The organism is Methylobacterium sp. 10 (genome assembly GCF_000519085.1).
GTDB lineage: Bacteria > Pseudomonadota > Alphaproteobacteria > Rhizobiales > Beijerinckiaceae > Methylobacterium.
Genome location: NZ_KI912577.1, coordinates 1,607,174 through 1,621,703, shown reverse-complemented (window position 1 = coordinate 1,621,703; position 14,530 = coordinate 1,607,174). Strand labels below are relative to the sequence as shown.

10 protein-coding genes, 1 tRNA gene and 3 pseudogenes are annotated in these 14,530 nt (G+C 66.3%); 9 read left to right on the top strand and 5 right to left on the bottom strand.

The window, feature by feature from the left end; all coding sequences use genetic code 11:
• The first annotated feature begins 35 nt into the window (after positions 1-35).
• From K368_RS0107430 to K368_RS27305, 7 genes and pseudogenes are all read left to right on the top strand, one after another.
• Positions 36-1,328, top strand: coding sequence for an MFS transporter (locus K368_RS0107430; protein WP_027171824.1), 1,293 nt, complete (start codon positions 36-38; stop codon positions 1,326-1,328).
• 311 nt (positions 1,329-1,639) lie between these two features.
• Positions 1,640-2,863, top strand: a complete 1,224-nt coding sequence (locus K368_RS0107425; protein ID WP_027171823.1) for a CoA transferase — start codon at positions 1,640-1,642, stop codon at positions 2,861-2,863.
• 139 nt (positions 2,864-3,002) lie between these two features.
• Positions 3,003-3,755 carry a type I methionyl aminopeptidase gene (map, locus tag K368_RS0107420; protein WP_027171822.1) on the top strand — a complete coding sequence of 251 codons (753 nt, stop codon included), beginning with the start codon at positions 3,003-3,005 and terminating at the stop codon, positions 3,753-3,755.
• A gap of 334 nt (positions 3,756-4,089) precedes the next feature.
• Positions 4,090-5,328, top strand: a complete 1,239-nt coding sequence (locus K368_RS0107415; protein ID WP_027171821.1) for an MFS transporter — start codon at positions 4,090-4,092, stop codon at positions 5,326-5,328.
• Positions 5,325-6,041 carry a siderophore-iron reductase FhuF gene (gene fhuF / locus K368_RS0107410; RefSeq protein ID WP_027171820.1) on the top strand — a complete coding sequence of 239 codons (717 nt, stop codon included), beginning with the start codon at positions 5,325-5,327 and terminating at the stop codon, positions 6,039-6,041. Before K368_RS0107415 ends, fhuF begins: the two co-directional genes overlap by 4 nt.
• Positions 6,035-7,816, top strand: a complete 1,782-nt coding sequence (locus tag K368_RS0107405; protein ID WP_027171819.1) for an ABC transporter ATP-binding protein — start codon at positions 6,035-6,037, stop codon at positions 7,814-7,816. The genes fhuF and K368_RS0107405 overlap by 7 nt, the downstream gene beginning before the upstream one ends.
• A gap of 298 nt (positions 7,817-8,114) precedes the next feature.
• Positions 8,115-8,447, top strand: a pseudogene (locus K368_RS27305) (transposase); the annotation flags it as partial.
• A 254-nt stretch (positions 8,448-8,701) separates the two neighbouring features.
• Here K368_RS27305 and K368_RS24210 read toward each other — a convergent pair.
• Positions 8,702-9,732, bottom strand: a pseudogene (locus K368_RS24210) (IS110 family transposase).
• 78 nt (positions 9,733-9,810) lie between these two features.
• On the opposite strand from K368_RS24210, the pseudogene K368_RS24205 reads away from it, so the two are divergent.
• A pseudogene (locus K368_RS24205) lies at positions 9,811-10,287 on the top strand (transposase); the annotation flags it as partial.
• A gap of 91 nt (positions 10,288-10,378) precedes the next feature.
• On the opposite strand, the gene K368_RS24200 reads toward K368_RS24205, so the two are convergent.
• The 4 genes from K368_RS24200 to htpG form a co-directional block, all read right to left on the bottom strand.
• On the bottom strand, positions 10,379-11,233 hold the full coding sequence (locus K368_RS24200; RefSeq protein ID WP_051439804.1) for a site-specific integrase: 855 nt from the start codon (positions 11,231-11,233) through the stop codon (positions 10,379-10,381).
• A 158-nt stretch (positions 11,234-11,391) separates the two neighbouring features.
• A complete protein-coding gene (locus tag K368_RS24195; RefSeq protein ID WP_348625545.1) occupies positions 11,392-11,991 on the bottom strand; it encodes a DUF6538 domain-containing protein in 600 nt (199 codons plus the stop codon).
• A tRNA-Ser gene (locus K368_RS0107360) sits at positions 11,991-12,080 on the bottom strand. The genes K368_RS24195 and K368_RS0107360 overlap by 1 nt, the downstream gene beginning before the upstream one ends.
• A gap of 100 nt (positions 12,081-12,180) precedes the next feature.
• Positions 12,181-14,019 (bottom strand): molecular chaperone HtpG, encoded by a 1,839-nt coding sequence (htpG, locus tag K368_RS0107355; protein ID WP_027171816.1) that lies wholly within the window; start codon positions 14,017-14,019, stop codon positions 12,181-12,183.
• Positions 14,020-14,198: 179 nt separating this feature from the next.
• Between htpG and K368_RS0107350 the strand changes: the two genes are divergently transcribed.
• A complete protein-coding gene (locus K368_RS0107350; RefSeq protein WP_027171815.1) occupies positions 14,199-14,501 on the top strand; it encodes a hypothetical protein in 303 nt (100 codons plus the stop codon).
• The last annotated feature ends 29 nt before the right edge of the window (positions 14,502-14,530 follow it).

The following is a 14,530-nucleotide window of genomic DNA, read 5'->3' as shown; positions in this document are numbered from 1 at the left end:
GGGTGGGGTGGCGCACTCAATCCGAGGAAACCCCGATGACGCCCAGCAAAAGACGCGTCTCCGCGTCGAACATGGTGCTGTTCCTGCTCTGCCTGATGTATTTCGTCACCTATCTCGACCGGGTGAACATCGCCACGGCGGGCGGCGAGATCATGAAGGATCTCGGGCTCTCGAACACCCAGTTCGGCCTGATCCTATCTGCCTTCGCCTATCCCTACGCCATCTTCCAAGTCATCGGCGGCTCGGTGGGCGACAAGTTCGGCGCACGGCGGACCCTCCTCGTCTGCGGCCTGATCTGGGCCTCGGCGACCATCCTCACCGGGTTTGTGGGCGGGCTCATCAGCCTGTTCCTCGCCCGGGTGCTCCTTGGTTTCGGCGAGGGTGCCACCTTCCCCACCGCCACCCGCGCCATGCAGAACTGGACCGCACCGGGCAAGCGCGGCTTCGCGCAGGGAATCACCCACGCCTTCGCTCGTCTCGGCAACGCGGTAGCGCCGCCCATCGTGGCCTTCCTGATTTATCAGTTCGGCTGGCGCATCGGGTTCGTCATTCTGGGTGTAGCGAGCTTCGCCTGGGTCGTGGTCTGGTACCTCTACTTCCGCGACGACCCGAAGGATCACCCGGCGATCACCCCGGAGGAACTAGCGGTGCTGCCGCCCCCGAGCAAAGTTGGCGCCAAGCAGAACGTGCCCTGGGGCCGCCTCACCCGGCGCATGCTGCCGGTGACGCTGACCTATTTCTGCTACGGCTGGACCTTGTGGCTGTTCCTCGGCTGGCTACCGAGCTTCTTCAAGCTCAACTATGGGCTGGACCTGAAGAACTCGGCCCTGTTCGCCTCGGGCGTGTTCTTCGCCGGCGTCGTCGGCGACACCCTCGGCGGGGTCTTCAGCGACCGCATCCTGAAGCGCACCGGCGACCTCAAGCTCGCCCGGCTCAGCGTCATCGTGGTCGGCTTCCTCGGCGCCGCGGCGAGCCTCACCGGCGTATTCTTCACCCGGGACCTGACCCTGGTGGCCCTGCTGCTCAGTTCCGGCTTCTTCTTCGCCGAACTGGTGATCGGCCCGATCTGGTCGGTGCCGATGGATATCGCACCGAAATATTCGGGCACGGCAGCGGGCCTGATGAACACCGGCTCGGCGGTGGCGGCGATCATCTCGCCGATCGTGTTCGGGATGATCGTGGACATGACGGGGAGTTGGACCCTGCCCTTCGTCGGCTCCATCGGCCTCTGCCTCCTGGGCGCGGGCCTCGCCTTCACCATGCACCCGGAGCGCCCGTTCGAGGAGGAGCCGGTAGTACCGCTGGGACGCGCGGTTCCAGCCGAATAGCAGAGCGGGGCAGACCTTCGAGATCCCGCACGAATGGGCCCGTGCGTCCTCCTCTCCCCGCTCACGGGGAGAGGGTCACAGGCACCCCGTCGTGCGTGTGACGAGCGGAGCGACGGTGAGGGGGCGGCTCAGGATGAGGCACCTTCGGAATCACCTTCGGCTGCCGCCTCGCCGCGTCGACGACGAGGTCGTCTCGGCCCTCTCCTCCCAAGCGGGGCGAGGAGATGCGCACAGCGATTCGTGTCCTCCTCGCGTAACGCCACCGCCGGCTGTGCGCACCCGCCTCCGGCGCAAAATAGGAACCGAGCACGATGGACCACTCCGTGCACGAAGAACCCCGCCCCCTCCCCCTTTCGGGCATCCGCGTCCTCGACGTGACGCAGGTGATGGCGGGGCCGTTCTGCAGCATGCTGCTTGCCGATCTCGGCGCGGATGTCATTAAGGTCGAGCCGCCGGGCACGGGTGACCAGACGCGCAGCGCCATGGGGTTCAAGATGAAGGGGCCCGACAGCATGGGTTTCCTCAACATGAACCGGAACAAGCGCAGCTTGGCCCTCAACCTCAAATCCGATGCCGGACGCGACCTTCTCCTCGATATGGCAACCACCGCAGACGTGCTGGTGGAGAACTACCGGCCCGGCGTGATGGCTCGCCTCGGCCTCGGCTACGAGGCGATGCGCGTCCGCAATCCGGGACTGATCTATGCCAGCATCTCGGGCTTTGGCCAGTCGGGCCCATGGGCGAAGCGCCCCGGCTACGATCTGATGGCGCAGGCGATGTCCGGGGTGATGAGCGTCACCGGCCATCCGGGCGGTCCGCCGGTCAAGGCCGGCGTGCCCGTCGCCGATATCGGCTGCGCGCTCTTCACCGTCTACGCGATCCTCTCCGCCTATATCGGCCGGCAAGCCAGCGGCGAGGGCCAGTATATCGACGCCTCGCTCTTCGACGCGGCCCTGGCCTTCTCGATCTGGGACGTGTCAGAATACTGGGGCACGGGCCGCATTCCGCAGCCGCTCGGCACTTCCAACCGCATGAGCGCACCCTACCAGGCGGTGCGTGCCTCCGACGGCTACTTCGTCATGGGGGCCACGAACCAGAAGCTCTGGCGCCTGCTCTGCGACGTGCTCGATCGCGCCGAACTGTTCGAGGATGCCCGCTTCGTCGACATCCCCGCGCGGCTCGCCAACCGCGAAGAGCTGATCGAGGAACTGGAGCGGAGCTTTGCCACCAGGACCGCCGAGGAATGGGTGTCTCTGCTCCTCGATGCCGGCATCCCGGCCGGCCGCATGAACACCTACCCGGAGGCGTTCGAGAGCGAGCATGGCCGGCACAGGCAGATGCGCATCGAGGTTCCCCACCCGATCGAGGGCACGGTGCCGAATATCGGTTTCCCCGTGAAGCTCACGGGCACGCCGCAGCGCGCCCGCAGGCACGCGCCGCTTCTCGGCGAGCATACCGAGGACGTGCTCTCGGAATTCGGCCTCTCGGCGGACCAGATCGAGGCCCTGCGCTCGCGCGGCGCCTTCGCCGCCTGAGCGGATCCAGCACTTCCTAAGCCCGCCAGACCCATAGGGAGCGGACGGCGTGTGGGGCGGCCCAGGCTTTGCCGGGCTTGCGGAGGATGGCAGAACCGCGCGAGCGAAGCCGCCTCCGGCTCCAGGAAAGGATGACGACATGACGGTGTCGAACGACGACGAGCTTGCCGGATTGAAGCAGATCGGGCGCATCGTCGCCGACACCCTCGAGGCGATGGGTAAGGCCATCCAGCCCGGCATGACCACCCTCGAACTCGACGGGATCGGGCGGCGGATCATGGAGGCGGCCGGAGCTCGCCCGGCACCGGAGTTGGTCTACGCCTTTCCCGGAGCGACCTGCATCAGCGTCAACGAGGAGATCGCCCACGGCATTCCCAGCGCCCGCAGGATCAATCCGGGCGATCTCGTCAATATCGACGTGTCCGCCGAGAAGGACGGCTACTTCGCCGATACAGGCGCGTCCTTCGCCGTGCCACCGGTGACGCGGGCGGTGGAGCGCCTTTGCAGGGACGGGCGCCGGGCGATGTGGACGGGCCTGCGCCAGGTCGGCACCGGCAAGCCCCTGGCCGATATCGGACGGGCCGTCGGAGCCTTCGCGCGGAAGAACGGCTACACCCTGGTCCGCAACCTCGCGAGCCACGGCGTGGGCCTTTCACTTCACGAGGAGCCGACCGAGATCGCCACCTGGCCCGACGCCTCCGAGCGGCGGATCATGCAGGAGGGGCTGGTCTTCACCGTCGAGCCGTTCCTGTCCCTCGGCGCGGAGTTCGCCGAGGATGGCGACGACCCGTGGACCCTCTACAGCCAGCCGAAGGCGCTGACCGTGCAATACGAGCATACGGTCATCGCCTCGCGCAGCGGGCCGCTGATCATCACCATGCCGGGGCAATAGCGGACAGATACTGAGCAGGACGAGGGAAGGCCGGCGGCACTGCGTCCAAACGGACCTTGCATGACCGGCAGGCACGTCCTAATCCCAAAGAAAGGCCAATGTTTACAGCAGATTAGACTGTTTAAAAACTGTTCTCGCCGCAAGAAGCAGGGAGGCTCCGGATGTCCGAAGGGAGGCCCTGTCACGTCGCGCGCCGGATCGCGGATCGGTCGCCGCGTCATTCAAGGCCGGCAAAGCGCCTTCTCGGAGGGGCGGGCGTGACCGGCGCGGGAGGATGGTTCCCAGGGTCCATGCCTACCCTCAACGAGCAACCGGGTCGGGCGGCGCGGATCGCATGAGCGGGATCTGGTTCGAGGGAGCGTCCAGAGCGTGGCGCCGGGCGCGGCCCCTGCTGCCGTTCTTCTGCCTCTACATCACCTTCGGGACCACGCTCGGCTTCCTGGCCAGCGGCGCCCCCCTGATCCTGCGGGCACGCGGCGTCGAACTCGCCGAGATCGGTCTATTACAGCTCATCAATTTGCCCGTCGGTCTGACGTTTCTCTGGGCCGTCGCCATCGACAGGCTGCACCTGCCCGGCCTGCCGCATCGCATCGGCTGGATCGCGCTGATGCAGGGCGCGACCATCGCCCTGCTCCTGGTGCTGAGCCGGGGCGAGGCGTGGCCGCTCGGCCTGCTCCTCGGACTCGCGGTGGCGACCTGCTTCTGCGTCGCCACCATGGACATCGCGCTCGAAGCCCTGGTGGTCGAGACGGTGCCCGCCGACGGGCGCCCCTTTGTCGCTTCGGCCAAACTCTCCGGCGCGTCGCTAGGCGGCATCGCCGGCGCGGGCCTGCTGATCGGATACTACGACACGATCGGCTGGCAGGCCGCCGTGCTGGGCATAGCCGGCCTCAACCTCCTCTGCCTGCTGCCGATCCTGCGTTACCCAGAAGTACGGCTTCGCCGCGACGCCGCTCCGGCGGAACGCGAGACGGGCTCCCTCGAACGCCTGCGTCTCCTGGCGCCGCGCATCCTGGTCCTGGGTGTTTATTTCGCGGCCATGTTCGCCCTCTCCAGCCTGAACAACCTCGCCCTGCTGGATCTCGGGGTGCCGTTGCGGCAAGTCGGGTTCGTCACCGGTTCTCTCTCGCCGGTCATCAACCTCGTCATGGCCCTGGTCTCGGGCTTCCTCGTGCGACGGGTCGGAACCCTGCGGCTCATCACGATCTCCGCGCTGGGCGTGATCACCAGCGGCGGGCTGATGATCGCCAGCGCCGCCACCGGTTCGGCCCCTCTCGCGATCGCGGCAACGATCCTCGGCATCGTCAGCGGCGGAGGACTCGGAGTGCCGGTGTTCAACATGATCTATCGCTGGGCGCAGGGGCCTCGTCCCGCCACCGATTACGCGCTTCTGTTCGGGGCGGCGTTCTTTGCCGCGATGCCGCTGCGGGTCGCCGCGCCGGCGCTAGCGGCACATGTGGGCTGGCCAACCTATTTCTCTGCCGCGATTCTGTTCTACGCCGTCGCCTTCGCCGCCCTGCGCGTGACGATCCGCCGGACCGTTGATGCCGATCGGGTCGCAGGGCGCGCATGATCAATCAACTCGCCGGGTTGGTTCCGCCCTCGCTGTCGGCCTTCGGGTGCCGGATCGCCACGACTTCGTCACGGTCCGAGGCCCGGCCGCTCTCAATTCTCGCCAGCAAGGCGGCCTTCGACGAGGTGGTGGATCGGTTCGGCGAGGCCTACCGAGAGGAGGCGGGCGAACTCGCCGACCGTCGGGCCCTGGTCTCGCTATGGACCCAGTACTACCTGCCCGCCCTGATCATCCCCTACTTCACCGCGCTCAGCCGCCTCGGCCGTGCCCTGCCGATCGGGTTCGACCGGGTCGGCTTCGAACTCGATGAGGACGGCATCGTCTCCCGCTTTATCATGGCGGAGGACGACGACCGGCACGCCGGCCCAGAGACTGGCCTCGATCCCCTGATCGAGGGCCACCTACGGCCGTTCTTCGACCTGTGCCAGACCCATTACGGTCTTTCCCGCCATGTTCTCTGGTGCAATGCCGGCGTCACCGCCGATTTCGCTTTGCGCGAGTTGAGCCGCGACGCGGTGCCTGCCTACTCGCGGGCCGAAGCGTGCCTCGGCCGATGCGGAGGCGAAGCGTTCGGTCGCTGCCCGCTGGCGCAGGCCTTCCGAGGCGGCGGGGAGCGGCGGCGACGGGTTTGCTGTATGCGCTACCGCATACCGGGCGTCCCCTCCTGCGGCGCCCTCTGCCCCGTCGATCACCTGACGAAAGCATCATGCTGAAGGACTTCCTCGCCTATTATCGCCCGCACCGGACCCTGTTCCTCGTCGATTTCGGCTGCGCCGTCCTGTCGGGCCTGCTCGAACTCGGCTTCCCCATGGCCGTGAAAGCCTTCGTCGATGTGCTGCTTCCGCGCCAGGACTGGCAGTTGATCGTGCTCGCCGCCCTCGGCCTCGGCGTGATCTACGTAGCCAATGCCGGGCTCATGGTGGTGGTGACCTATTGGGGCCACGTTCTTGGCATCAACATCGAGACCGAGATGCGCCGTCGCGCCTTCGACCATCTACAGAAGCTCTCGTTCCGCTACTTCGACAACCAGAAGACCGGCCACCTCGTCGCCCGCGTGACCAAGGACCTGGAGGAGATCGGCGAAGTCGCCCATCACGGCCCGGAGGACCTCTTCATCGCGGTGATGACGCTCATCGGCGCCTTCGCGCTGATGGTCTACGTGCACCCACCTCTGGCCTTCCTGACCGCCGCCATTCTGCCGGTGATCGCCTTCGTCACCCTCCGCTACGGCGGCCGCATGACGCGGAACTGGCAGACCCAATACGGCCGGGTCGCTGCCTTCAACGCCCGCATCGAGGAGAATGTCGGCGGCATCCGCGTGGTGCAGGCTTTCGCCAACGAGCCGCACGAGCGGCGTCTGTTCGCCTCCGACAACCGGAAGTACCGCGAGACCAAGCTCGAAGCCTACCGGATCATGGCCGCCAGCCTGTCGATCAACTATCTCGGCATGCGGCTCGTGCAGATCGTCGTGCTGCTGGGCGGGGCAGCCTTCGTCGTGCGCGGCGACCTCTCGCCCGGCGGGTTCATCGGGTTCCTGCTGCTGGTGGGGGTCTTCTACAGGCCGCTCGAGAAGATCGGCGCCGTCGTCGAGACTTACCCGAAGGGAGTCGCAGGCTTCCGGCGCTACGCCGAGCTGCTCGCCAGCGAACCCGACATCGTCGACCGCCCCGACGCCGTCTCCGTGCCGGCGCTGAAGGGGGACATCCGCTTCGAGGAGGTGAGTTTCGGCTACACCTCCGGCCAGCCCGTCCTGTCGGGGCTCGATCTCGACATCGCGGCCGGGGAGACCGTCGCCTTCGTCGGCCCGTCCGGGGCCGGCAAAACGACGTTGTGCTCGCTCATTCCGCGCTTCTACGAGGTGGAGAGCGGGCGCATTACCATCGACGGCATCGACATTCGGGACGTCACCCTCGCCTCACTCCGCCGGCAGATCGGCATCGTGCAGCAGGACGTCTTCCTGTTCGCGGGCACGATCCGCGAGAATATCGCCTATGGCCGGCTCAACGCCACCGAGGCGGAGATCGCGCAGGCCGCGGAGCGGGCCAAGCTCTCCGCGCTGATCGAGGGCCTGCCGAACGGCCTCGACACCGTCGTCGGCGAACGGGGTGTCAAACTCTCGGGTGGCCAGAAGCAGCGACTCGCCATCGCCCGCGTATTTCTCAAGAACCCGCCGATCCTGATCCTCGACGAGGCCACTTCGGCCCTCGACAGCGAGACCGAACAGGCGATCCAGGGCTCCCTCGTGGAGCTTTCCGAGGGCCGCACTACCCTGGTCATCGCCCATCGCCTCGCCACTATCCGCCAAGCGGACCGGATCGTCGTTGTCGGCTCCGAGGGCATCGTCGAGCAGGGACGGCACGAGGTGCTTCTCTCGGCGGACGGTGCATACCGGCGCCTCTACACCGCGCAATTCGCCCAGGCCGACAATGCGGCGGATCGGGTGCGGATGGCCGCCCGGAATGGCGTTTTGGAGGGCGCTACGCCGTGATCCGACTGGCCGGCGCGCCCGACCCGCATCGTTTCCCTCGGCGAAGATCGGATGAGAAGGGAGGAAGCCATACCCGGCAATGGCGGCGCAGGCTCGTTGACCTGCAGGGGCGGCAACGATCGCGTCGCCATAGGCGGCCCGCCCACGATGCTGGATAGCGAGGAGGCAATGGACGCCCTGAGTGTCTGTTCGGCAACATATTGAGTGATATGAGCATGTTGTGATTCAAGCTGGGGCGGGATGGAGCCTTTGCTGATGTGGACGGCCGAGAAACCGGGCTCGCTATGACCGAAGCGGTCTGCGCAACGCGAGCGACCTGACGGACGCGGAATGGGGGCTGATCGCACCTTTGATCCCGCCGGCCAAGCAAGGCCGCAACAAGCGCACGGTCGAGATCAGAGCGGTCGTCGATGCCCTGACGTACGTGCTCGGCACAGGGTGCCAGTGGCGGGCTCTGCCCAAGGATCTGCCGGCACGCCGCACAGTGTACGACCACTTCGACCTGTGAGACTACGACGGCACGTTGATGCGCATCCATCACTCGCTGTTCGTGCAGTGCCGGGAGCAGGCGGGACGCGAGGCGAGCCCGACTGCGGCGATCATCGACAGTCAGAGCGTCAAGGGCGCGGAAAACGTATGGCCCGCCTCGTCCGCAAGTGGCTGATGATCCGCTGGTCCGAGCAGTCTGCATAAACGTATCCGGCCTTCCGGCGCTGCCGTTGGCCAAGATGGAGATCCGCGCGTTCTGGTCCTCATAAAGGGGTAGGCGTCGAGCGCCATTTTTCGCCGGAGGCTTCCAGAACACCGATCGACTGTCAGGCCATCTTTCTCTCACCGCTCGCAGACATCGGAAGGCCGACGAAAGCTTCGCCGACCAAGCTCGGTTCAGGCAGCCACCGCCGCCGGCTCATAGACGCGTTCGTGGCGCAGCAGCGCCCAGACGGTCCGGGCCATTTTAGCCGCCAGCGCCACGACGGCGGTGTTGGAGTGCGCCCGCGCCAGTAGGCCTCGTAGCCACTGGCCGATCCGCATCTCGCTCTTGCGGAGGGTCGGCATCGCGGCCCGTGCGCCCTGGATCAGCATCTTGCGCAGGTACTTGCTGCCCGCGTTTCGTGATCCCGAGGAGGCGTGGTCGTCCGCCGGTGGTGACCTGACGCGGAACGAGGCCGAGCCGGGCCGCCAGATCACGTCCGCGGGCGAAAGTGCCGACATCGCCGATCGCCGCGACCAGCGCTGTGGCATTGAGGGCGCCGATGCCCGGGATGGTGGTGAGCCGGCGAGCGCTCTCGTCGGTCCGAGCCTGTTCGGCGAACTCTGCGTCGAGTGCTGCGATGCGCCCATCGAGGGACTGCCAGCGTTCACGGACATCCGCCACCAGGCTACGCATCCGTGATGTGAGGTCTGAGACCGCCTCGGTATCGCGCAAACCTTCCAACCTGGCAGCGAGCTTGGCGCGTCCCTGTGGGACGATGTGACCGCGCTCCAGCAGGACGGCTCCGGATCTGGTTCATCAGGGCGGTGTGGTCGCCGACGAGCTGGTTCCGCACCCGGTGCAGAGTCTGCATGTCGAGCTGCGCTTCCGACTTCAATGTGACGAACCGCATGGTCGGACGAGTCGCAGCCTCCGCGATCGCTTCGGCGTCGCGGTCGTCGTTCTTCTATGCCTTGACGTAGGGCCGCACATATTCCGGCGACATCAACCGGATGGTGTGACCCTGAGCGGCGAGCGCCCGGCCCATGTGATGCACGCCACAGCACGCCTCCATGGCGATGATGCAGGCTGGAAGCGTCGCACCGAAGGTCATCACCGTCTCGCGCCGCATCCGCCGTCGCAGGACGACCCGACCGGTCGCATCCTGCCCGACAAGGCTGCAGCTGTTCTTGCCCAGATCGATCCCGAGTATCGCAATGGCCATCGGTCCGCTCCATCACTGGTGTGAGCCACACTGCAAACCTAGCAGTGAAGCCCGGTGAGGGGCGGGCCATCCATAAAGGGGGCGTCGATCGATCCGCCCGGCTTCGACGCGGGCAAGAAGATCAAAGGGAAGAAGCGCCACATCCTCGTCGACACCCAGGGTCTGCTGATGCACGCCCTGGTGGATTCGGCCGGCATACAGGATCGCGACGGAGGGGTCTGGGTGATGGCGACCCTGTTCGGGCTCTATCCGTTCCTGCTCAAGCTCTACGCCGACGGCGGCGATCAGGGCCCCCGCTTCCAGGCCGGCCTCCGCCGCGCTTGCCGGCAGGTCGATGTCGAGATCGTCAAGCGATCCGATCAGGCCAGTGCCGTCACGGCGAAGGGCTTCACCGTTCTACCCAAACGCTGGATCGTCGAGCGAACCTTCGCTTGGCTGAACCGCTGCCGCCGCCTCGCCAAAGACTGGGAATGCCACAGCCGAAAGGCCCTGGCCTTCTTCCACTGCGCCTCCGTCCGCCTCAGGATCCGAAAGCTCTGCCAGACCGTAAAATGATCCCGGACAGACTCTCAGAGTTCTGGTAGCGCTTAGTAGCCGGTAAGAGGGACATATATGTATGGGTTAGCTGCAGGCACCGTAGATAGCGCTACGCAGCCAAAGCGTCACTCGCGGCCAAAGGAATGGCATATCGTGGAAACAATTCCATTTCTTGTGCCATCACGTCGACCTTGAAGCCCCCGTACTTTCGGCCTTCGGTCTGCGGCGCGTGTCCCTGGATGGCATCCAGGATCGAATCCCGCATTCCACCTCTTCGACCGCGCGTCTTGAAGCTGTGACGCCAGCCATGGTTGGGGTCGACGCCGAAGTCGACGATCCCGAGCTTCCGGACCCAGGCGGCAAGTCGCTTGCCAACTTTCTTCGATAACGGGTTGGCGGACGAGCCGCCGCGCCCCCGGGTCGGGTCGTAGAACAGGGGCCCCGTCCGCGCGCCGACGTAGTCGAGGAAGCCCATCTCGACGAGATGCGGGTGGATCTGGACGTCCCGGAACCGCTTCGTCTTCACCGTCCCCGCCTCGGGGGTGATGCGGAAGACCGGTATGCCCCCCTCGTGGCGCACGTCCTTGCGGCGCAATTGCGTGTTCTCTCCGACTCGCGCCCCGGAGTAGGCGCACAGCCATGGAACCCATCGCCGGGCCGCTGCATGCTCGGGGCTCAGGCGCCCGCCTTGGGACGCGAGGGCCGCCGCGAGGATGGTCGAGGCCTCCGCCTCGGTGAAGTCGCGGTCGCGCAGCACGACTTCCTCCACGACCTTCACCCTGATGCCCGCACAAGGGTTGGCCGCGACCGGCCGCTTGCCCTGGAGCCACCCGAAGAGTGCCTTCGCCGAGGCGAGGTAGACGTCGCGGATGGTTTTGTCGGCTCGCTTGTCCGCGGCGAGCCCGTCGACCCAGTCGGCGACATGATCCGGCGTGATGCGAGCGAGGTCGTCATGCCCCCACAAAGGCGGTCAGCGTTGCCAAAGCAGGCCCCCAACGCTTGCGGGTGGACGCCGCGAGCTTCGAGGCTTCGGCGTACTTCCCAAACCATTCCTCCAGCGGCAGGACGGCCGCAGGAGCTACCTCCGGGTTCTTCGGGAACCGCCCGGCCAACGGGTCGGGCCTAAAATCCCCGTTGAGGTACTTCATGCTCTGGTCGACGGCCCGAGATCGCCTTTGCTATCGCGAGGTCCAGCGCGCCCCGCGTGTCTGGGTGGATGACCAGCCCCTTGCCCACGAGATAGGCGTCGATGTCCTTGCCATGGAAGCGCAGGAACTGCGTACGATGCGCCGGACTGGGATCGTCGACGTACCGGTAGATCATTGCGGACGACATCAGATTGAAGGATGGCGAGAACTTACCGGCTTGGAACCGCGGGATGAGGTCTTCGTAGAACTCGCCCGCGATGCCGTTGACCTCAAGAAGGCTCAGCTGCCGCACGCCAACCCGTAGGTTCGCCCAGCGAGCCTCGACGAGGGCCGCATAGGCAGCATGGCGGCGCTTGGCCTCGCCGACGTCCTTCGTCCCGAGGCTCGCCTTCTCCTCGCGCTTGCCCACAAGCGCCATGAGGTCCTTCGGGATCCGCTTGCGGAACCAGAAAACACCGGTCTTCGGATGGGGCCAGGACGCGACATTGCCAGAACCACGTGTGTACCACCGGACGGCAACGAAGTCGCTGTTTCCCTTGGGAACGTCTGAAAATAAAGGCTTTTCAGGCTTAATGGCGGAGAGGGGGGGATTCGAACCCCCGATGGGCTTGCACCCATGCCGCATTTCGAGTGCGGTACAATCAACCGCTCTGCCACCTCTCCGCGGGGCGCCTCGATGAGACGGAGGCTCGTTAACACGAGTTCGGTCGAAATCACAAGTCGGGAGCGCACAAAGAATGCGCTCCCGTGGAACGTCGCGGGTTCAGGCGCCGGAGGCGAGGGCCGCGGCGACCTTGCGGGCGAAGGCGACCGGATCGCGTGGGGTGTCGCCGTCCTGGATACGGGCGAGGTCGACGAGGGTGCCGGCAGCCTCCGTCACGTCTTCCCCGGCCTCGGCCTTCGCCCCGAGGGAGGCGATCAGCGGATGGCGCGGATTGATCTCGAGGATCGGCAATCCGCCGGCTCCGCGTCCGGCCCGGCGCAGGAGGCGCTGCATCTGCAGGTCGGGTCCGGTCCCTGAGGCCGAGAGCACCACGGCACTCTCCACCAGCCGGTCGGTGGCGCGGACATCGGCCACGTCCTTGGCCAGTGCCGTCTTGAGGGCGACGACGAGGGCATCGACCGGGGCCGGCGCTTCACCGGCCTCTTCCGCGGCGGCGATCTTCGAGAGATCGAGGCCGCCCTGTGTCACCGAGCGCAGCGGCTTCTCCTCGAAGCGGCCGAGCTGCTCCGGCCAGAACGCGTCCACATGGTCGGAGAGCAGAAGCACCTCGACACCGCGGGCGCGAAAGCCCTCGAGCTGAGGCGAGGAAGCCAGGGCGTCGGCATCGTCGGCCACGAGGTAATAGATCGCCTCCTGGCCGTCCTTCATGCGCGAGACGTAATCGGGCAGCGAGGTCCAGCCTTGCACCGCCGAAGAACGGAAGCGCAGCAGCGGGGCAATCTCGCCGCGGCGCTCGTAATCCTCGTAGATGCCCTCCTTGAGGACGGGGCCGAAATTCTCCCAGAAGGGCTGATAGCCCTCCGCATCCTTGGCGCGGTTGCCGAGTTCGGAGAGGACGCGGCCGGTGACCGCGCGGCGGATCTTGGTGAGGACGGGTGTCGCCTGCAACATCTCGCGGGAGACGTTGAGGGGCAGGTCCTCCGTGTCGACGACGCCTTGGACGAAGCGCAGCCAGGTCGGCAGCAACTCGGCCTCATCGGTGATGAACATGCGCCGGACGTGGAGCCGGACCTTGCTCGCGCGTTCGCCCTCCACCGCCTGGAACGGCTTCATGCCGGGAATGAACAGCAGGGCCGAGAATTCAAGCGCCCCCTCCGCCCGCCAATGCAGGGTCGCCCAGGGCTCGTCGAAGTTCATGCCGACATGGCGGTAGAACTCGGTGTACTGCTCCGGGGTGACCTCGGATTTCGACTTGCGCCACAGGGCGGTGCCCTGGTTCGCGGTCTCTGTCTTGCCCTCAGCGACGATGGCGACCGGCACGGTGATGTGGTCGGCCCATTTGCGCACGACGTGGTCGAGGCGGTAGCTCTCCAGATACTCGTCGGCATCCTCCTTGAGATGGAGGACGATGTCGGTGCCGGGCTCGTCGCGTGTCGCCTGTTCCAGGGTATAGCTGCCCTGGCCGTCCGAGGCCCAGGTCCAGGCTTCGTCGGCGCCGACGCCGGCGCGGCGCGAGGTGACGGTGACGCGGTCCGCCACCATGAAGGCGGAGTAGAAACCGACGCCGAACTGGCCGATCAGGCTGGGTTTGTCCTCAGCCTTCGTATCTCCGAGCGACTGGCTGAAGGCGCGGGTGCCGGAGCGGGCGATAGTGCCGAGATTCTGCGCCAGTTCGGCCTTGGTCATGCCGATGCCGGGATCGGACACCGTTAGCGTGCGCGCGTTTTTCTCAGGCGTGATCGTAACCTTCGCGTCGGCCGGCGGGGCAGAGACCGATTGCGTCAGCGCCTCGAAGCGGCGCCGGTCCATGGCATCGGCGGCGTTGGCCACCAATTCGCGGAGGAAGATTTCGCGGTCGGAATAGAGGGCGTGGACCACTAGGTCCAATAGCCTGCCGACCTCGGCACCGAATTCGTGCCGTTCCAGGGTATCGCTCAAGGTTTTGCCTCCGGGGATCGAACGGTGCGCGATATGACCCCTGCGGGGCGGAAATTCAATATCGGCAAGTAGAAGTCGGATCCGGCATGCAGCCGCCGGGGGCAGGCGCCCGGTCCATGCAACCTTGTCCGCTCTCGGGCGTAGGCGTGTCTGACTCACCACGTTCGAGGACTACGACGATGGAACCGATGAAGCCCATGGAACCCATGAAGCCCATGGAACCGATGAAGCCCATGTCCGGCGGCGAGGCTTGGTGGCCGCAGGAGCTGGGCCAGCCCTCCACCAGCGGTGGCCAGAACGGGATGCGCTACGCCTTCTTCCCCGATGCACGCCGGCTCGTCATCGACACCGACGGCAAGCGCACGACCTACGATACCGGCGATCACCAGATCAGCGGCGTTTCCCAAAGCAACGGCTCCGCGCCGACCTTCTCGTCCCGCCAGGGCGACGTTTCGGTGAAGGATCTGAAGACGGTCGACTGAGCGCCAGAGGCGGCGCCAGGCGCATCGCC